Here is a 14,570-nt window from a genome sequence, read left to right as displayed (position 1 = left end):
ACACGGTGGTCGGGAGCGGCGTCGGCGGGATCGGCCCCGGGTTGCCCCCCGTCCGGGTGGGCCCCGGCAGGGTGGTCCGGGTGGGCTCCGGGGTCGGGCCGGGGTTGTCGGGCGCCGGCGGCGGGGCCGGGGCTGGCGCGGTCGACGTCACCGTGACCGTGGCGGTGGGCTGGGGGGCGGGCTGCGCGGTGGCCACCGTGAGCGTGATCTTGGTCCGGGAGGCTGGGTGCCCTCCTTGATGTCCTGCTCCAGCACGGTGCCGACAGTCTGGCTGCTGGGCCGGTCCTTGCGGGCGGGCCGGAACCCCGCGTCGCTCAGGACCTTGGCGGCTGCCTCGTAGTCCTGGCCCTCGACGTTGGGCACCGGGGCCCGCCCGGTGGACACCTGGAGCCCGACCGAGCTGCCGACGGGCACCGTGGTGCCGATGGCCGGCTCGGTGCCGACGATCTGCCCGGCGGGGACCACCTTGTCGTCGACCTTGGTCACGACGCCGGGCAGCAGCTGGGCGTCGACGAGGCGCTGCCGGGCCGAGCCCTGGGAGTACTTCCGCACGTCGGGCACCGCCACGGAGGTCGGTCCGGTCGAGATGACGATGGCGACGGCGTTGGTCTTGTCCTGCTGGCTGCCCCCGACCGGGCTCTGCCCGATCACCGTGTCCTTGGCCGCGTTGCTCTGCTTGCGCTGGAAGTCCCCCACCAGGCCGACGCTGCGGAGCTTGGCCTGGGCCACCTTCTCCGTCTCGCCCATCAGGTCGGGCACGGTAACCAGCACCACCTGCTTGGCAGGCGGCTTGAGCACCCGCCAGGCGCCGAAGCCGACGAGACCGATGAGCAGCAGCAGCGCGACGATCCAGGCGATGTAGCGCCCGGGGCCGCGTTCGGCCACGGGCGGCTGGGAGGAGGTGCGGTAGCCCTGGGGTCCCGGCAGTGCAGGACTCGGGCCGGGCACCGGCGCCAGGTCGGACCCGGTCATGGCGGGCACCGCCGCCGTGGCTCCCGCCAGGTGCGAGGTGTTGCCGGGGATCGTCTCGGTGCGATCGAGGGAGTCGGTGGGATCGAAGAGCGCCGCCGCGGTCGTGCGGGCGTCCTCGCTGAGCGGGCGACCCTCCCGGGCGGCGCGCAGGTCGGCGGCGAAGGCCTCGGCGGTCTGGTATCGCCGGTCCCGGTCCTTGATCAGCGCGTGCATGATCACGGTGTCCAGGGAGCGGGGGATGGTGCGGTCGTGCGTCGACGGCAGCGTGGGGTCCTCGCCGACGTGCTGGTAGGCGATGGCGAGCGGGGAGTCCCCGATGAACGGCGGACGCCCGGTGACGAGCTCGAAGAGCAGGCAGCCCGCGGAGTACAGGTCCGAACGGCCGTCGACGACCTGCCCGCGCGCCTGCTCGGGCGAGAGGTACTGCGCCGTCCCGATGACCGCCTGCGTCTGGGTCATGGTCGCCGTCGAGTCCGGGCCCATGCCTCCCCGGGCGATGCCGAAGTCCATGACCTTGACCATGCCGTCGCCGGTCAGCATCACGTTGCCGGGCTTGACGTCCCGGTGGACGATCCCACGCTCGTGGGAGTAGCCGAGGCCCGCGAGGATCTGCTCGCCGATGCGCATGGCGTCCTCGGGCGAGAAGGGCCCCTGGTCGTGCATGAGCTGGCTGAGGGTGTGACCCTCCACCAGCTCCATGACGATGTACGGCACGACCTCGGTGACGCCCACGGCGTTCTCGACGATGTCCTCGCCCGAGTCGAAGACCGCGACGATGTTGGGATGGGACAGGCTCGCCGCGGCGTGCGCCTCGCGGCGGAAGCGGCCCTGGAAGGTCCGGTCGCCGAGGCGTCCGGCGTGCAGCATCTTGACCGCGACGGCGCGTCCGAGCCTGGTGTCGTAGGCCGCGTGCACGGTCGCCATACCGCCACGACCGATCTCGTCGCCGATGTCGTAGCGACCGCCCACGAGCCGGTTCATGAGCCGACCACCGCCTCGATGACCTTGCGGGCGATGGGGGCGGCGACCTTGTTGCCACCGGTCTCGCGGCCGGCGCTGCCGCCGTCCTCGACGACGACGGCGACCGCGACCTGCGGCTTGTCGTCGGGGGCGTCCAGCGGCGCGGCGGCGGTGAACCACGCGTGCGGAGGCTTGCCGTTGCCCTGCTGGGCAGTGCCGGTCTTGCCCCCCACGGCCACGCCGGGGATGCGGGCGTTGGTGCCGGTGCCGTTCTCGACGACGCCCTGCATCATGTGGCCGATCACGCCCGCCTGCTCGGCCGACATCGCCTTGGACAGCTGCACCGGGCTGGTCTTGTCGAGCACCGACAGGTCGTCGCCGCGCACGGTGGAGACGAGATAGGGCTTCATGACGATGCCCTTGTTGGCGATCGCGGCGCTGACCATGGCCACCTGCAGCGGCGTCACCCGCACGTCGTACTGCCCGATCGCCGCCTGGGCGGACTGGGCCTTGTCCATCGTGCCGGGCACCGTCGACGGGGTGACGCGCATCGGGATCCGCAGCTCGTCGCCGAAGCCGAACTTCGCGGCCTGGTCGACGAGGGCCTGGGCACCGAGGTCGATCCCGACCGACCCGAAGGCCGAGTTGCAGGAGGTCTCGAGCGCCTGCTGCAGGGTCACCGTGTCGGAGCCGGTGCACGAGCCGTTCTGCCAGTTGGTCAGCGGGACCGTGGACAGGGGCAGCTTGAGCTGCGGTGGCGCCGGGATGCGGGTCTGCTCGTCGTAGCGTCCGGAGCTCAGGGCGGCGGCGGTGGTCACGAGCTTGAAGACCGATCCCGGCGGGTAGAGGTTGCCCGCGATCGCGCGGTTGACCATCGGCTGGCCGGGGTCGGAGTTGAACGAGGACCAGGCCTGGCGGACCTCGGTCAGGCGGTGGCTGGACAGCTGCGCCGGGTCGTACGTCGGGTGCGAGACCATCGCCAGGATCGCTCCGGTGCGCGGGTCGAGCGCCACCACCGAGCCGCGCTGGTCGCCGAGCGCGTCGTCGGCGGCCTTCTGGACCTTGGGGTCGATGGTGAGCTCCAGGCTGGCGCCGGCGGGCTGGCGGCCGCTGACCAGGTCGGTGATGCGGCGGTAGAACAGCGTGTCGGAGGTCCCGGACAGCATGCCGTCCTCGGCGCGCTCCACGCCGCCGCCGGCGCCGTACGTGAAGGAGAAGAACCCGGTGACGTGGGCGTAGAGCTGGCCCTGGGGATAGGTGCGCTCCCACTTCATCTCGTCCGGGGTGCCCACGGACTTGGCGATGGGGGTGCCCCCGACGAGGATCTGGCCGCGCTCGCGGTCGTAGCTCGCCAGCAGGGAGCGGCGGTTGTCGGCGCGGGCGGCCAGGGACTTGGCCTGGAAGAACATGATCGACGTGGTGCTGACCAGCAGGCACGTGAACAGGAAGGCCGCGACGACGCCGAGCTTGCGGATGGGCGGGTTCATCGCGGGCTCACCACCTGGGTGACCTCGGCCGCGGCGGGCATGCCGGCGGTGTCGCCCTCGTCGATCGGGCGGCGCGCCTGGTCGCTGATCCGCAGCAGCAGGGCGACGATGGACCAGTTGGCGATCAGTGAGGAGCCACCCGCCGACAGGAAGGGCGTGGTCAGGCCGGTCAGCGGGATGACGCGCGTCAGCCCGCCGACGATGACGAAGACCTGCAGCGCCATGCCGAAGGCCAGACCCGCGGCCAGCAGCTTGCCGAAGCCGTCCCGGACGCCGACCGCCGTGCGCAGCCCGCGCTCGACGAGGATGGCGTAGAGCGCGAGGATCGCGAAGAGACCGAAGAGACCGAGCTCCTCACCGAGGCTGGCGATGATGTAGTCGCTCTTGGCGAACGGCGTGATCTCCGGGTGGCCGCCGCCGAGCCCGGCGCCGAGCAGACCCCCCGAGGCCATCCCCATGATCCCCATCCCGACCTGGGTCAGCCCCTTGTAGAAGGGGTCGAACCACAGGTTGACGCGCTGCTGGACGTGGTCGAACAGGAGCCAGGCGATGTAGGCCCCCCCGCAGAACATGAGCAGGCCCAGGGCGATCCAGGAGACCCGCTCGGTCGCGACGTAGAGCACCGCGACGAACAGACCGAAGAACAGCAGCGACGAGCCGAGGTCCTTCTCGAAGATCAGGATGCAGAGGCTGAAAGCCCACGCCATCAGGATCGGGCCGAGGTCGCGGGCGCGCGGCAGGGGAAAGCCCAGCACCCGGCGTCCCACCAGGGACAGCACGTCACGGGTCTGCACGAGGTAGCCCGCGAAGAAGATCGCCAGGACGATCTTGGCGATCTCGCCGGGCTGCAGGCCGAAGGGGCCGATCCGGATCCAGATCCGCGAGCCGTAGTGCGGGTCCCCGATGAACGGCAGCAGCGGCAGGACGAGCAGCAGCGCCCCGGCGGCCATGAAGGTGTAGGTGTAGCGCCGCAGCCGGCGGTGGTCGCGCAGCCAGACGAGCAGCCCGATCGCGCACAGCACCGACACGAAGCTCCACATCAGCTGGTGCGGGGCGAGGATGCCGTCGCGCGTGTGCTCCAGGTCGATGCGGTGGATCATCACCAGGCCCAGCCCGTTGAGCAGGATCGAGATGGGGACCAGCAGCGGGTCGGCGTAGGGCGCGCGCCAGCGCAGGGCGAGGTTGAAGGCGACGCCGATGCCGAGCAGGCCGGCGCCGTTGGTCAGCATGTCGGTGGGGAGCGCGCCGGCGGTCTTGAGGCCGACGTTGGCGTAGGCCAGCATGATCAGCCCGACGGCCAGGACGATCAGGCCGAGCTCGATGGTGCGTCCCGTCCGAGGGCGGTATGACGACACGGTGGTCATCGGGGCGCCCCCGTGGTGGCTGCCGCGGGCGCCTTGGCCGGGGCAGTCGGGGTGGGCGGCACGACGACGGTGACCGTGGCGGTGCCTGCGCCGGCCGGGGTCGGGGCGGCGGTGGTGGTGGGTGTGGTGGTGGGGGCCGCGCTGCCGTCGCCGCAGGTCTGGCCGGCGGCCTTGGCACGGATGCAGGCCTGGGCCTGGTTGCGCATGTCGGCGACGACCTCCTGGGCCTTGTCCCGCCCGGCGGCGGGGACGCCCTGGGTGATGCGGTTGCGGTAGAAGTCGGGCAGGTCCGCCAGGGAGACGTCGGTGACCTGGTCCACGGTCGACAGCGACAGCGGGCCCACCTGCTGGTCGATGCCGCGATAGACGGTGACCTTGTCGCCCTTGGCCGCGACGAACCACTGCTGCTGGGTCCACAGCCACCCGGCGTAGCCGAGGCCCGCCAGCACGACGAGGGCGAGCACGGAGCTGAGCACGAGCCGGGTGACCGCCCCCCGCCCGCTGGCGGCGGTGTCCTCGGAGGGCATCGCCGCCAGCTCCGGCGCGCCGGTGGCGGTGCGGGTCAGGGCGGCGGCCCGGGCGGCCGGGGTGTCGGGGACCGCGCGGTCGAGCTGGCGGGCGGCCGCTGCGCCGACGACCTGGGGCTGGGTGGACGGCCCCTCCTCGTCGGACAGGCGGACCACGTCCGCGACGATGGCGGTGATGTTGTCCTGGCCGCCGGCGCGCAGGGCCAGGTCGACGAGCCGATCGGCAGCCTCGTCGGGGCCGGGCTGGTCGGCCATGATCTCGGTGATGGTGTCCTGCGCGACGAAGCCGCTGACGCCGTCGCTGCAGATGAGATAGCGGTCACCGTGGTGCAGCTCGCGCCACGAGACGTCGGGCTCGTCGCCCTCGTGGCCGGTCAGGACGCGGGTCACCATCGAGCGGTGCGGGTGGTGCTCGGCGTCCTCGGCGGTGATCCGGCCCTCGTCCACCAGGGACTGCACGAAGGTGTGATCGTGCGTCATGCGAATCAGCTGGCCCTGGCGCAGCAGGTAGGCCCGCGAGTCGCCGATGTGGGCGACCGCCAGCTTGTTGCCCGTGCGCAGCAGGGCGGTGACGGTGGTCCCCATCCCGGCGAGCTCGGGCTGCTCCTGCGCGATCTCCTGCAGGTGGACGTTGGCGGTGCCGATGGCGTCCTCGAGGTGCTGCAGGGCGCGGGAGCCGTGGGAGTCGTCGTCGAGGGGCGCGAGGGCCCCGATCGCGGTCGAGCTCGCGACGTCGCCGCCGGCATGCCCGCCCATCCCGTCGGCCACGACGAGGAGGTGAGGGCCGGCATATCCGCTGTCCTGGTTGGAGTCGCGGACCAGGCCGACGTGGGAGCGCGCGGCATAGTGCAGAGCCATGGGCATGTCGCTCACCGTCGCAGCTCGAGGACCGTGCGGCCGATGCGCAGCTGGGTGCCCAGCTGCACCGGCGTGACCTGGGTGAGTCGCTCGTCACCGAGGTAGGTGCCGTTGGTGGAGCCGAGATCCTCGACCTTCCACCCTTGCTCGTCGCGGAAGACACGGCAGTGCCGCCCGCTCGCGAAGTCGTCGTCGAGGATCAGTGCGCACTCCGGGTTGCGGCCGACGAGCACGCCCGACGGCTTGAGGGTGAGGGTCGTGCCCCGCAGGCTGCCCTCCGTCACCACGATCCGGTCGGGCTCGTTGCCGGCTGCGCCGCCGCGTCGACGGCTGCCGCGGGTGCGTGGACGCACCGACGACTTGGGCTCCACGCGCGTGCCGTACAGGTCACGGCGCAGCACGCCGGCCAGGCTGAGCACGAAGAACCACAAACCGGCCAGCAGTCCGAGCCGGATGATGGTGAGGGTGAGCTCGCTCACGGGCGTCCTTAGGGCTTGCCGAGGCGGAAGGTGAAGGAGGTGCGTCCGACCGTGACGCGGTCACCGTCCGACAGCGACTGGCTGGTGATCCGGTGGCCTTCCACGAAGGTGCCGTTGGTGCTGCCGAGGTCCTGGATCGACCCGGTGAAGCGCGGTCCCTCGCTGGTCACCCGGATCTCCGCGTGCCGCCGGCTGATGCCGGGGTCGTCGAGCACGATGTCGGCGATGCCGTCGCGGCCGATCACGGTGATGGCCCCCAGCAGCGGGTAGCGGTCGCCGTCGATGTCCAGCCACGGGCGCTTGGTGGGGTCCAGGCGGGGACGGCGGGCCGGCTGGTAGACGTACGTCGCGGCGGCGGGCTCGTGGGAGTCCCGTGCGAAGGGATCTCGCGCCGAGTAGGGGCTCGGGGCATAGGGGTCGATCACCTCGATGTCGTCGCCCGTGAGTCGGTCGCCGACGCCCGAGGGGATCGCGGTCGCGCCCGCGCCGTAGGCCGCCTCGCGGCCCGTCAGGGCAGGGGGGGCATAGGGATTGGCGGCGGGGGGAGGTGCCTCGTGGCGCTGCTGCGGCGAGGCCCGGGGGGCGGGCACGTCGTACTCCGGGTCGTCGTAAGGATCGTGCCGGGGTGCATCGTAGGGATCGTGTCGGGGTGCATCGTAAGGGTCGTGTCGGGGTGCATCGTAAGGGTCGTGTCGGGGCGTGTCGTAGGGGTCGTGTCGGGGCGTGTCGTAGGGGTCGTGCCGGGGTGCGTCGTACGCGTCCTGGGCCGGCTCGTCCCGGGTGAAGGGGTCCTTGGCGCTCGCCGGGCGCAGCTTGAACACGCCGGTCTCGAGCTGCAGGTCCTGGCTGAGCACCACCCGCAGCGGCCCGGCGGGGTGATAGCGCTGGGACTCCGCGTGCTCCTCGGCCGCGGCCACGAGCTCGTCGGTCAGTCCCTCGGCGTACGACGACAGCTGCGCGTAGTCCGCGGAGCTGAGCTGCACCGTGTAAAGGTTGGGGACGATGGTGCGGCCCCGGCCCACCACCGCTGCCTTGTCGTCCATGGCCGTGCGGATCGCGCTGGCGATCTCGACCGGCTGCACGCTCGACTTGAAGGCCTTGGCGAAAGCGCCGTTGACCATCGACGACAGCTTGTTCTCCAGGTTGTCGAACAGTCCCACAGGCCCACCTCCGTCACGTCGCAGTTCCTGGGCATCGTAACCGGGGACGGTGGCAGGTTCCTGGAGGTGAGCGGCCTGCACGGTCTCGGTTTGGTGACTGAGGCTCCTGTGGGGCAAGATAGGGTGTCGCACGGGGTCGCACCCGAGCAGCCACGGGCAAGTGGCGGAATGGCAGACGCGCTGGCTTCAGGTGCCAGTGTCCGCAAGGACGTGGGGGTTCAAGTCCCCCCTTGCCCACCAGACACGACGAGGGCCCCGGATCTGATCCGGGGCCCTCGTCGTCTCTTGGAGGTCGTATGGCGATGTGCGGTCGTCCGGCGTCGGCTGTCGCGTCCGGGGCCGGTGGCGGAGCACGCGACGGCGGGGAGAGGGGCGACGGCGGTGCGCGCGGGACCGGCGGCAGGGTCGGCGGGGGCTCGGGTGCCGTCCTCCGGCATACGACTGCGTCCGTCCGAGGTCCAAGGAGGTCGGCCCCTGCCGGCCGACACCCCCTAGAGACCTGCCCGTTACCTTCTTCGTGCCCTCGGTGATGGGGGTGCTGGTCACCAGGTCTGGTATGACTCTTTGCCCCTGTCGCGCATGATCCGGGGGGTGTTGTCGCCGGGCTTGGTGGCGTCGGTGTGACCGCTGATAGGGACACGGCCCCCGCGCTCGGGAGGTCTCTTCGTAACGTGGCTGCCGGCTGCTGACGCCCGACCTGTGGCCAGCGGATCATGAGTCCGTCGGTCAACGAGGAGGACAGGATGCACGGGCTACCCGACCGCACCTACGCGGTCTACCTGGGGTTGGACGTCGGCAAGGAAACTCACCACGCCACCGCCCTGGACCCGTCCGGAAAACGGCTGCACGACAAGGCGCTACCGCAAGACGAGACCAAGCTGCGCGCCCTCTACGAGCACCTGTCCACGCACGGCCCGGTCCTGGTCGTGGTGGACCAGCCCGCCTCGATCGGGGCCCTGCCGGTCGCGGTCGCCCGCGCCGTCGGGGTCGACGTGGCGTACCTGCCGGGCCTGGCGATGCGCCGCATCGCGGACCTACACCCCGGCGCAGCGAAGACCGACGCCCGCGACGCGTACGTCATCGCCGACGCGGCCCGCACCATGCCCCACACCCTGCGGCGCGTGGACATGAACGACGACGCCCTGGCCGACTTGGAAGTCATCGTCGGGTACGACGACGACCTGGCCGGTGAGGTCACCCGCGTCACCAACCGCCTGCACGGCCTGCTCACCCAGATCCACCCAGCCCTGGAACGAGCCCTCGGACCCCGACTGCACCACAAGGCTGTCCTCGAGCTCCTGACCAGGTTCGGCGGACCCGCCGGGCTACGCACGGCCGGTCGGCGGCGGCTGACGAGCGTGGCCAAGCCCCGCGCGCCGCGCTCCTACGATCGGATCGTCGACGAGGTCATGACCGCCCTGGACGCCCAGACCGTGACCGTGCCCGGCACCCGCGCGGCCGAGCTCGTCATCCCGAAGCTGGCTTCCCAGCTCGCCGACCTGCTCGAGCAACGCGCGACCGTCGCGGCGCAGGTCGAGGAGATCCTTGATGCCCACCCTCTTGCCCCGGTCCTGACCTCGATGCCCGGCGTCGGTGTCAGGACCGCCGCAAGGATCTTGCTCGAGGTCGGCGACGGCAGCGCCTTCCCCACAGCCGGGCACCTCGCCGCCTACGCAGGCCTCGCCCCCGTCACACGTCGATCCGGGTCCAGCATCCGCGGCGAGCACCCCTCCAGGTCAGGCAACAAGAACCTCAAACGCGCGCTGTTCCTGTCCGCCTTCGCAGCCCTGTCCGACCCCACCAGCCGCGCCTACTACGACCGCAAACGAGCCCAAGGCAAGAAGCACAACGCCGCCCTCATCTGCCTGGCCCGCCGACGCTGCGACGTTCTCTACGCCATGCTCAGAGACGGCACCACCTACCAAGCCCCGACGGCCGCTACCGCGGCTTGACGAACCCCATAGGGACACCCCCCGCAGGCCGGGGAGAGGTGCTGGCGCCCCCCATCCGCGCCAGCACCTCGGCCCCCGCACCAGGCAGACTCACCCACCGACACGCTCCGTCGCCCCCCAGCGTCGTGCGCGTCACCCCGGCTGCCGGCCTGGTGCGTCGATCCTCGCCCGGCCGCAGGTCAGCGGCATACCCCCGAAACAGGGGGTATGCCGCCTCCGGCCTGGTCACGCCATGATGTCCTGGTGAGCACGCCGTCCCCGCCCCTGCAGGTCGTCCTGGTCGACGACTCGGTGGCGATCCGGGTGGGGCTGCCGGTGATGCTCCCCCGGCTGGACTTCGTGGCGACGCTCCCGGACGTGGAGTCGCTCGCCGCGCAGCGGCCGGTCACGGACGTGGTGGCCCTGGACCTGCGGCTGGTGGGTGACGACCCGCACGGGCGCCTCCAGGGGGCGGCGGCGGTGCGTGCGGTGGTGGGAATGGGTTATCGGGTGTGCCTCTACAGCGACGAGCGGCGCAGGTTCGTGCTCGCGCAGTGCCTGCGGGCGGGGGCGCACGGGGTCGTGCACAAGTCCGACCCCGCCGAGGTGGTCGCCGACGCCTTCGCCCGGGTCGCGGCCGGCGAGACCGTGATCACGCAGTCCCTCGTCGGGCTGGCCGAGCTCGTCGACCGTCGCGGGGGGACGCCCCAGCTCACGGCGCGGCAGCGGCAGGTCCTGACGGCGCGCGCGAGGGGCGAGTCCTGGTCGTCGATCGCGCGGCGGCTCTTCATCACCGAGTCGGTGGCCCGGGAGCACCTGGCGGCCGCGTCGGCGAAGTTCGCGGCCTACCTCGAGGGCGCCACCCCGGCCGACCTGGAGCGGCAGCTCGGGATCGGTCCCGGCGACCTGTTGGAGGGGGAGTGATGGGACTAGGCTCCGAGCGTGACCGAGGTGCGGGACGACGTGCTGTCCCCGGAGCGCGCGTCGGGAGACAGGGTCGAGGGGTTGCTGGCCCTGGGGGCGGCGGCGACGCGGTTGGCCGTGCTGGCGGCCTCCTGCTTCAGCGTGTCGGTGGGGTGGGCGGTGACCACCAACAGGCCGGCCTACGCCACGCTCGTGGTGGTGACCTTCGGGACGACCCTCGTGCTGACCGTGCGCCTGCTGGTGCTGCGCATCATGCCCGCGCGGCTGTGCTGGATCACCGACGCCTCGATCGTCGCCGTCTCCGTCCTGGGACTGGGCCTCGTCACGCCACCGGCTGATCCCGGCGACCCCGGCGTGGGACTGCTGTGGGCGGCCGGGCTGTGCGGCAACGCGTGCACCACCGTGGGGCTATGGGCGCGCCGACGGCTGGACCTGCTCGGCGCGGTCACCATGATCGGCATCTACCTGCTCGTGGCCTTCGGGCTCAACAGGGCGCCCGCTCCCCTGGTGCTGAGCAACGCAGCCATGTGGACGGGCTTCACCTGCGCGACCTGGGTGGTGGCCTCCAACTGGCGGGCGCTCGCCAGGGAGACCGACACCCTGCGAGCGGTCGCGGTGCGCGAGGCCGCCCGCGCGGGTGAGCTGGCGGCCCTCGACCGGGCGCGGCTCGTGGTGCACGACCCCGCGGCGATCCTGCGGATGATCGCCGACCCGGACACTCCCCCGCAGGCGCTGTCCGCGCTGCGACAGCAGGCCGCGACGGAGGCGGTCCGGCTGCGGACGTTCATGTCGGACACCCGCACGGTGCGCACCCCCGCGTCCGTCGGCGGGTCGTCCGACGGCTCCGCGGGTCCCGGCGACCCGACCCTCGCCGGAGCGGTGCGGGCCGCGGCGGAGGGCTTCGCCGACCTGCCGATCGAGCTGGCGGTGGACCTCGCCGAGAGCGTCGTGCTCGCTCCCCCGGTCGCCGCGGCGATCACCCAGGCCGTGGCGACCTGCCTGCACAACGTGCGCGAGCACGCGGGCGCAGCCCTGGTCGTGGTGCACGCGGACGCCTGCGGGGGCGGCTGGGAGGTCACGGTGCGGGACGACGGGCGCGGCTTCGACGTGAACCGGGTGGTGCCGGGGCACGGGCTGCGGGCGCTGGTGCACGACAACCTGGCGGCCCAGGGGGTCCGGTCCCACGTGGCGAGCGCGCCGGGCGAGGGATGCACGGTGACCATGGCGGGGGCCTGCTGACCTCACCCGCGCCGTCCTGCGCCCCTTGTCCAGGTCTGTGCTCCGCCGTCCCGCCCACCCGGGCGCAAACCCGGCGCGGACGGGGGCCCTGGGGTGGCGCGTGCGGCGTGTGAGTGATCGGATGTTGTTCTCATACAAGAACATCCGGGGGAACACCATGTCTGCACATCGTCCTGCACCCGCTCTGTCCGCCCTCGTCGCCGCCGGGCTCCTGCTCGCTCCGGCCGCCGCCGCGGAGGCCGCCACGTCACCGCTGCAGCTCGGCCGGTTCCAGGCCGACGCCGGCGGCACCAAGGTCAAGGACACCAAGGCCAACGTCAACGGCGAGTGGATCCAGGTGCGCAACACCTCTGCCAAGGCTCTCGGCGTCGCGGGCTACGTGCTGCGCGACGCCTACGGCCACCGCTACGTCTTCCCGAGGGGCGCCGTGATCCCGGCGCGTGGCGTCGTGACCGTCTACAGCGGGCGGGGGACCAACGGCAAGGGTCGCTTCTACTGGAACCAGGGCTGGCACGTGTGGAACAACACCGGCGAGACCGCCACCTTGCTGTCGCCCAAGAGCGTGCGGCTGGACGTCTGCACGTACAAGAAGAACGCCGCGGGCTACGTCAACTGCTGACGTCGTGCGGCGGCGCCTCCGCTCGGCGCCGCCGCACCCACACCTCAAGGCAGGCTGAAGTGACCTCCGTCAGCCGGCAAGGAACTTTTCGAAGTGGATCTGCAACAGGTGGGGGTCAGGCCGCTCGCGCTTGAGCCTGGGAAGGAACCTCAGCTCGTCGCCGTGCAGCCCTTTGAGGCCGTACTCCAGCAATGGGCCATCGACTTCATCGAGAATATCTGCTCGGATTTGCACACGGAAGTCCGGTGTCACCCCCAAGATCCCGCTGTCGTAAGCGGCGTGATGGATCTTGCACAATGATAAACCGTTCCGCAGAGAAGCGGCCCCGAGCTCGTGCTTGTCCTCGACGATGTGAGCCGCGTCGAGGAGCACGGGGTGGCGCAAGGAGCAGACGGCGCAATGATTCTCGTAAGCTCGCATCACCATGCTGCGAAAGACCGGTTGATGGAGCCGTCTCGTGGTCTCGAATCGCAGGTAGCGGCGGAGAATCTCCTCGACAGGGGACTCGGAAGGTCGTAGGTGCTGCATACCGTCCAGGGCCACCACGAACTGGTGGTGGGTCGGCTCCTCGTCCACGAGGAAAATCGGAAAGATGGGCTTGTAAAGCGCGGTACCCACACCCCAGAACCAGATGAGCGGGTGTTGATCTCGCATCGCGGCGCGCAGGGCTCGGTTCTCCGCGTGGTCTGGATCGTCCCCTCGCCATTTGTACCGAACCAGACCATCTGAGCCGAGGTCGTCCTCGTAGGGGCGGGCGGCGCCCTCCGGCCGCCATACCGTCGTGATCGACAAGGCAGACCCGAGCTCCTTGGGCTTGCGGATGCCCCGTTGCCGGTCCCGCAGCTTGAAGGGCTCACCCCGGAAGCGGAATTCCTCGATTTCTTCCGTGGACAGCACTCGCTCTCCGTCATGGGTGCGGACTGCGAGCCACTGCATGGCTTCGACGCGCAGGGCGGCGTCCTCCTCGTGGGACCACATGACCCGAGCTTGGCACGAGATGGGTTGGCCAGCTCGCCGACTCAGAGATTCGGGGCGGCATACGGTGGGGGCATGACCAGCTGGAGCCAGTCCCTGCGCGAGTCCGTCCGTGACGAGTGGACTGCGGCCACGCAGCACCGCTTCGTCGACGAGCTGCTCGCCGGCACCGTCGCGGACGACGTGCTCGCCCGCTACCTCGTGCAGGACTACCAGTTCTGCGACGCCTTCGTGGCGCTGCTCGGCCAGGCCTGCGCGACCGCGCCGGATCTGCCCAGCCGCCTGCGGTACGCCCGCCAGCTCGGCGTGTTCGCCGGCGACGAGGACACCTACTTCGCCGACTCCTTCGACGCCCTCGGCGTCGGCGAGCAGGACCGCACCGCACCACAGCTCACCGAGGCGACGCGCGCCTTCGACCGGGTCATGCGCGACGCCAACGACTCCCGCAGCTACGCCCAGGTGGTGGCGGTGCTGCTCGTCGCCGAGTGGCTCGACCGCGACTGGGCCGAGCGCGCCGACGACGAGCCGATGACCGCCACGCGACCCGAGCACGTCGGCTGGGTCGACCTGCACCGGGGGCGCGACTTCCGCGGGTGGGTGGAGTGGCTGCGGGCCGAGCTCGACGACGACGTGCCCGAGGACGAGGCCGAACGCGCGGCGGTGGAGGCGGCCTTCCGGCGGGCGGTGTCCTGCGAGCTGGCGTTCTTCGAGGCGGCCTACCAGCGCTGAGCCGTGTGCCGCGAGCCGGCGGGCACCCGCACGGCAGCCACGAGGCGCGTCGGGGTGCGGGACAGGAGGCAGAGGGCGCTGTGGGGCGGGGATGGCTCGACCGGTGCCGGCGTCCAGGACCGGTGCTGGAGCTCGGACAGCGACGGCAGCCCCCGGGGCGCGCTCGGGACGGTCCCCCGACGGAGGTGGTGCAGGGCCTCGGCCAGATCCGTGTATCCGGCCTTGGTCCAGCACTCCGCGGTCGTCCAGCGGCGGGCGCTGTCCGACGGACCAGGTCCTCCGGTCAGCTCGACCGGGGGGAGACCTGTCTCCACGTCGACCGCGACCGGTCCTGGGCCGACGATCG

At 71.6% G+C, this 14,570-nt stretch carries 12 protein-coding genes and 1 tRNA gene; 6 read left to right on the top strand and 7 right to left on the bottom strand.

What is annotated here, in order from left to right; all coding sequences use genetic code 11:
• Positions 1 to 147: 147 nt before the first annotated feature.
• Genes pknB through MM438_RS13720 form a run of 6 tightly spaced genes read right to left on the bottom strand, consistent with a single transcriptional unit; the run spans position 148 to position 7,807 of the window.
• Positions 148 to 1,953 (bottom strand): Stk1 family PASTA domain-containing Ser/Thr kinase, encoded by a 1,806-nt coding sequence (gene pknB, locus MM438_RS13745; RefSeq protein WP_241453649.1) that lies wholly within the window; start codon positions 1,951 to 1,953, stop codon positions 148 to 150.
• Positions 1,950 to 3,419 (bottom strand): peptidoglycan D,D-transpeptidase FtsI family protein, encoded by a 1,470-nt coding sequence (locus tag MM438_RS13740; RefSeq protein WP_241453647.1) that lies wholly within the window; start codon positions 3,417 to 3,419, stop codon positions 1,950 to 1,952. Before MM438_RS13740 ends, pknB begins: the two co-directional genes overlap by 4 nt.
• Complete coding sequence (locus tag MM438_RS13735; protein WP_241453644.1) at positions 3,416 to 4,783, bottom strand: FtsW/RodA/SpoVE family cell cycle protein; 1,368 nt, start codon at positions 4,781 to 4,783, stop codon at positions 3,416 to 3,418. Before MM438_RS13735 ends, MM438_RS13740 begins: the two co-directional genes overlap by 4 nt.
• Positions 4,780 to 6,174 (bottom strand): PP2C family protein-serine/threonine phosphatase, encoded by a 1,395-nt coding sequence (locus tag MM438_RS13730; protein WP_241453925.1) that lies wholly within the window; start codon positions 6,172 to 6,174, stop codon positions 4,780 to 4,782. Before MM438_RS13730 ends, MM438_RS13735 begins: the two co-directional genes overlap by 4 nt.
• A gap of 5 nt (positions 6,175 to 6,179) precedes the next feature.
• A complete protein-coding gene (locus MM438_RS13725) occupies positions 6,180 to 6,647 on the bottom strand; it encodes an FHA domain-containing protein FhaB/FipA (RefSeq protein WP_241453643.1) in 468 nt (155 codons plus the stop codon).
• A gap of 8 nt (positions 6,648 to 6,655) precedes the next feature.
• Positions 6,656 to 7,807: an FhaA domain-containing protein gene (locus tag MM438_RS13720; RefSeq protein WP_241453641.1), complete on the bottom strand. Its 1,152-nt coding sequence runs from the start codon at positions 7,805 to 7,807 to the stop codon at positions 6,656 to 6,658.
• A gap of 154 nt (positions 7,808 to 7,961) precedes the next feature.
• Between MM438_RS13720 and MM438_RS13715 the strand changes: the two genes are divergently transcribed.
• From MM438_RS13715 to MM438_RS13695, 5 genes are all read left to right on the top strand, one after another.
• Positions 7,962 to 8,047 (top strand) — tRNA-Leu (locus MM438_RS13715).
• 503 nt (positions 8,048 to 8,550) lie between these two features.
• Complete coding sequence (locus tag MM438_RS13710; RefSeq protein WP_241453487.1) at positions 8,551 to 9,759, top strand: IS110 family RNA-guided transposase; 1,209 nt, start codon at positions 8,551 to 8,553, stop codon at positions 9,757 to 9,759.
• A 243-nt stretch (positions 9,760 to 10,002) separates the two neighbouring features.
• Complete coding sequence (locus tag MM438_RS13705) at positions 10,003 to 10,662, top strand: LuxR C-terminal-related transcriptional regulator (RefSeq protein ID WP_241453638.1); 660 nt, start codon at positions 10,003 to 10,005, stop codon at positions 10,660 to 10,662.
• A gap of 18 nt (positions 10,663 to 10,680) precedes the next feature.
• Positions 10,681 to 11,901, top strand: coding sequence for a sensor histidine kinase (locus MM438_RS13700; RefSeq protein ID WP_241453634.1), 1,221 nt, complete (start codon positions 10,681 to 10,683; stop codon positions 11,899 to 11,901).
• Positions 11,902 to 12,022: 121 nt separating this feature from the next.
• Entirely contained in the window at positions 12,023 to 12,520 is a 498-nt protein-coding gene (locus MM438_RS13695) for a lamin tail domain-containing protein (protein WP_241453631.1), read from the top strand.
• A gap of 69 nt (positions 12,521 to 12,589) precedes the next feature.
• Here the strand turns inward: MM438_RS13695 and MM438_RS13690 are convergent, their stop codons facing one another.
• Positions 12,590 to 13,498 (bottom strand): HNH endonuclease, encoded by a 909-nt coding sequence (locus MM438_RS13690; RefSeq protein WP_241453629.1) that lies wholly within the window; start codon positions 13,496 to 13,498, stop codon positions 12,590 to 12,592.
• A 72-nt stretch (positions 13,499 to 13,570) separates the two neighbouring features.
• On the opposite strand from MM438_RS13690, the gene MM438_RS13685 reads away from it, so the two are divergent.
• Entirely contained in the window at positions 13,571 to 14,224 is a 654-nt protein-coding gene (locus tag MM438_RS13685) for a TenA family protein (RefSeq protein ID WP_241453626.1), read from the top strand.
• Positions 14,225 to 14,570: the final 346 nt, after the last annotated feature.

The sequence above is a fragment of the Arsenicicoccus dermatophilus genome (assembly GCF_022568795.1).
In the GTDB taxonomy this organism is placed as follows: Bacteria; Actinomycetota; Actinomycetes; order Actinomycetales; family Dermatophilaceae; genus Arsenicicoccus; species Arsenicicoccus dermatophilus.
The sequence above is the reverse complement of the archived record's forward strand: the minus strand, read 5'-3'. Positions and strand labels throughout refer to the sequence as shown.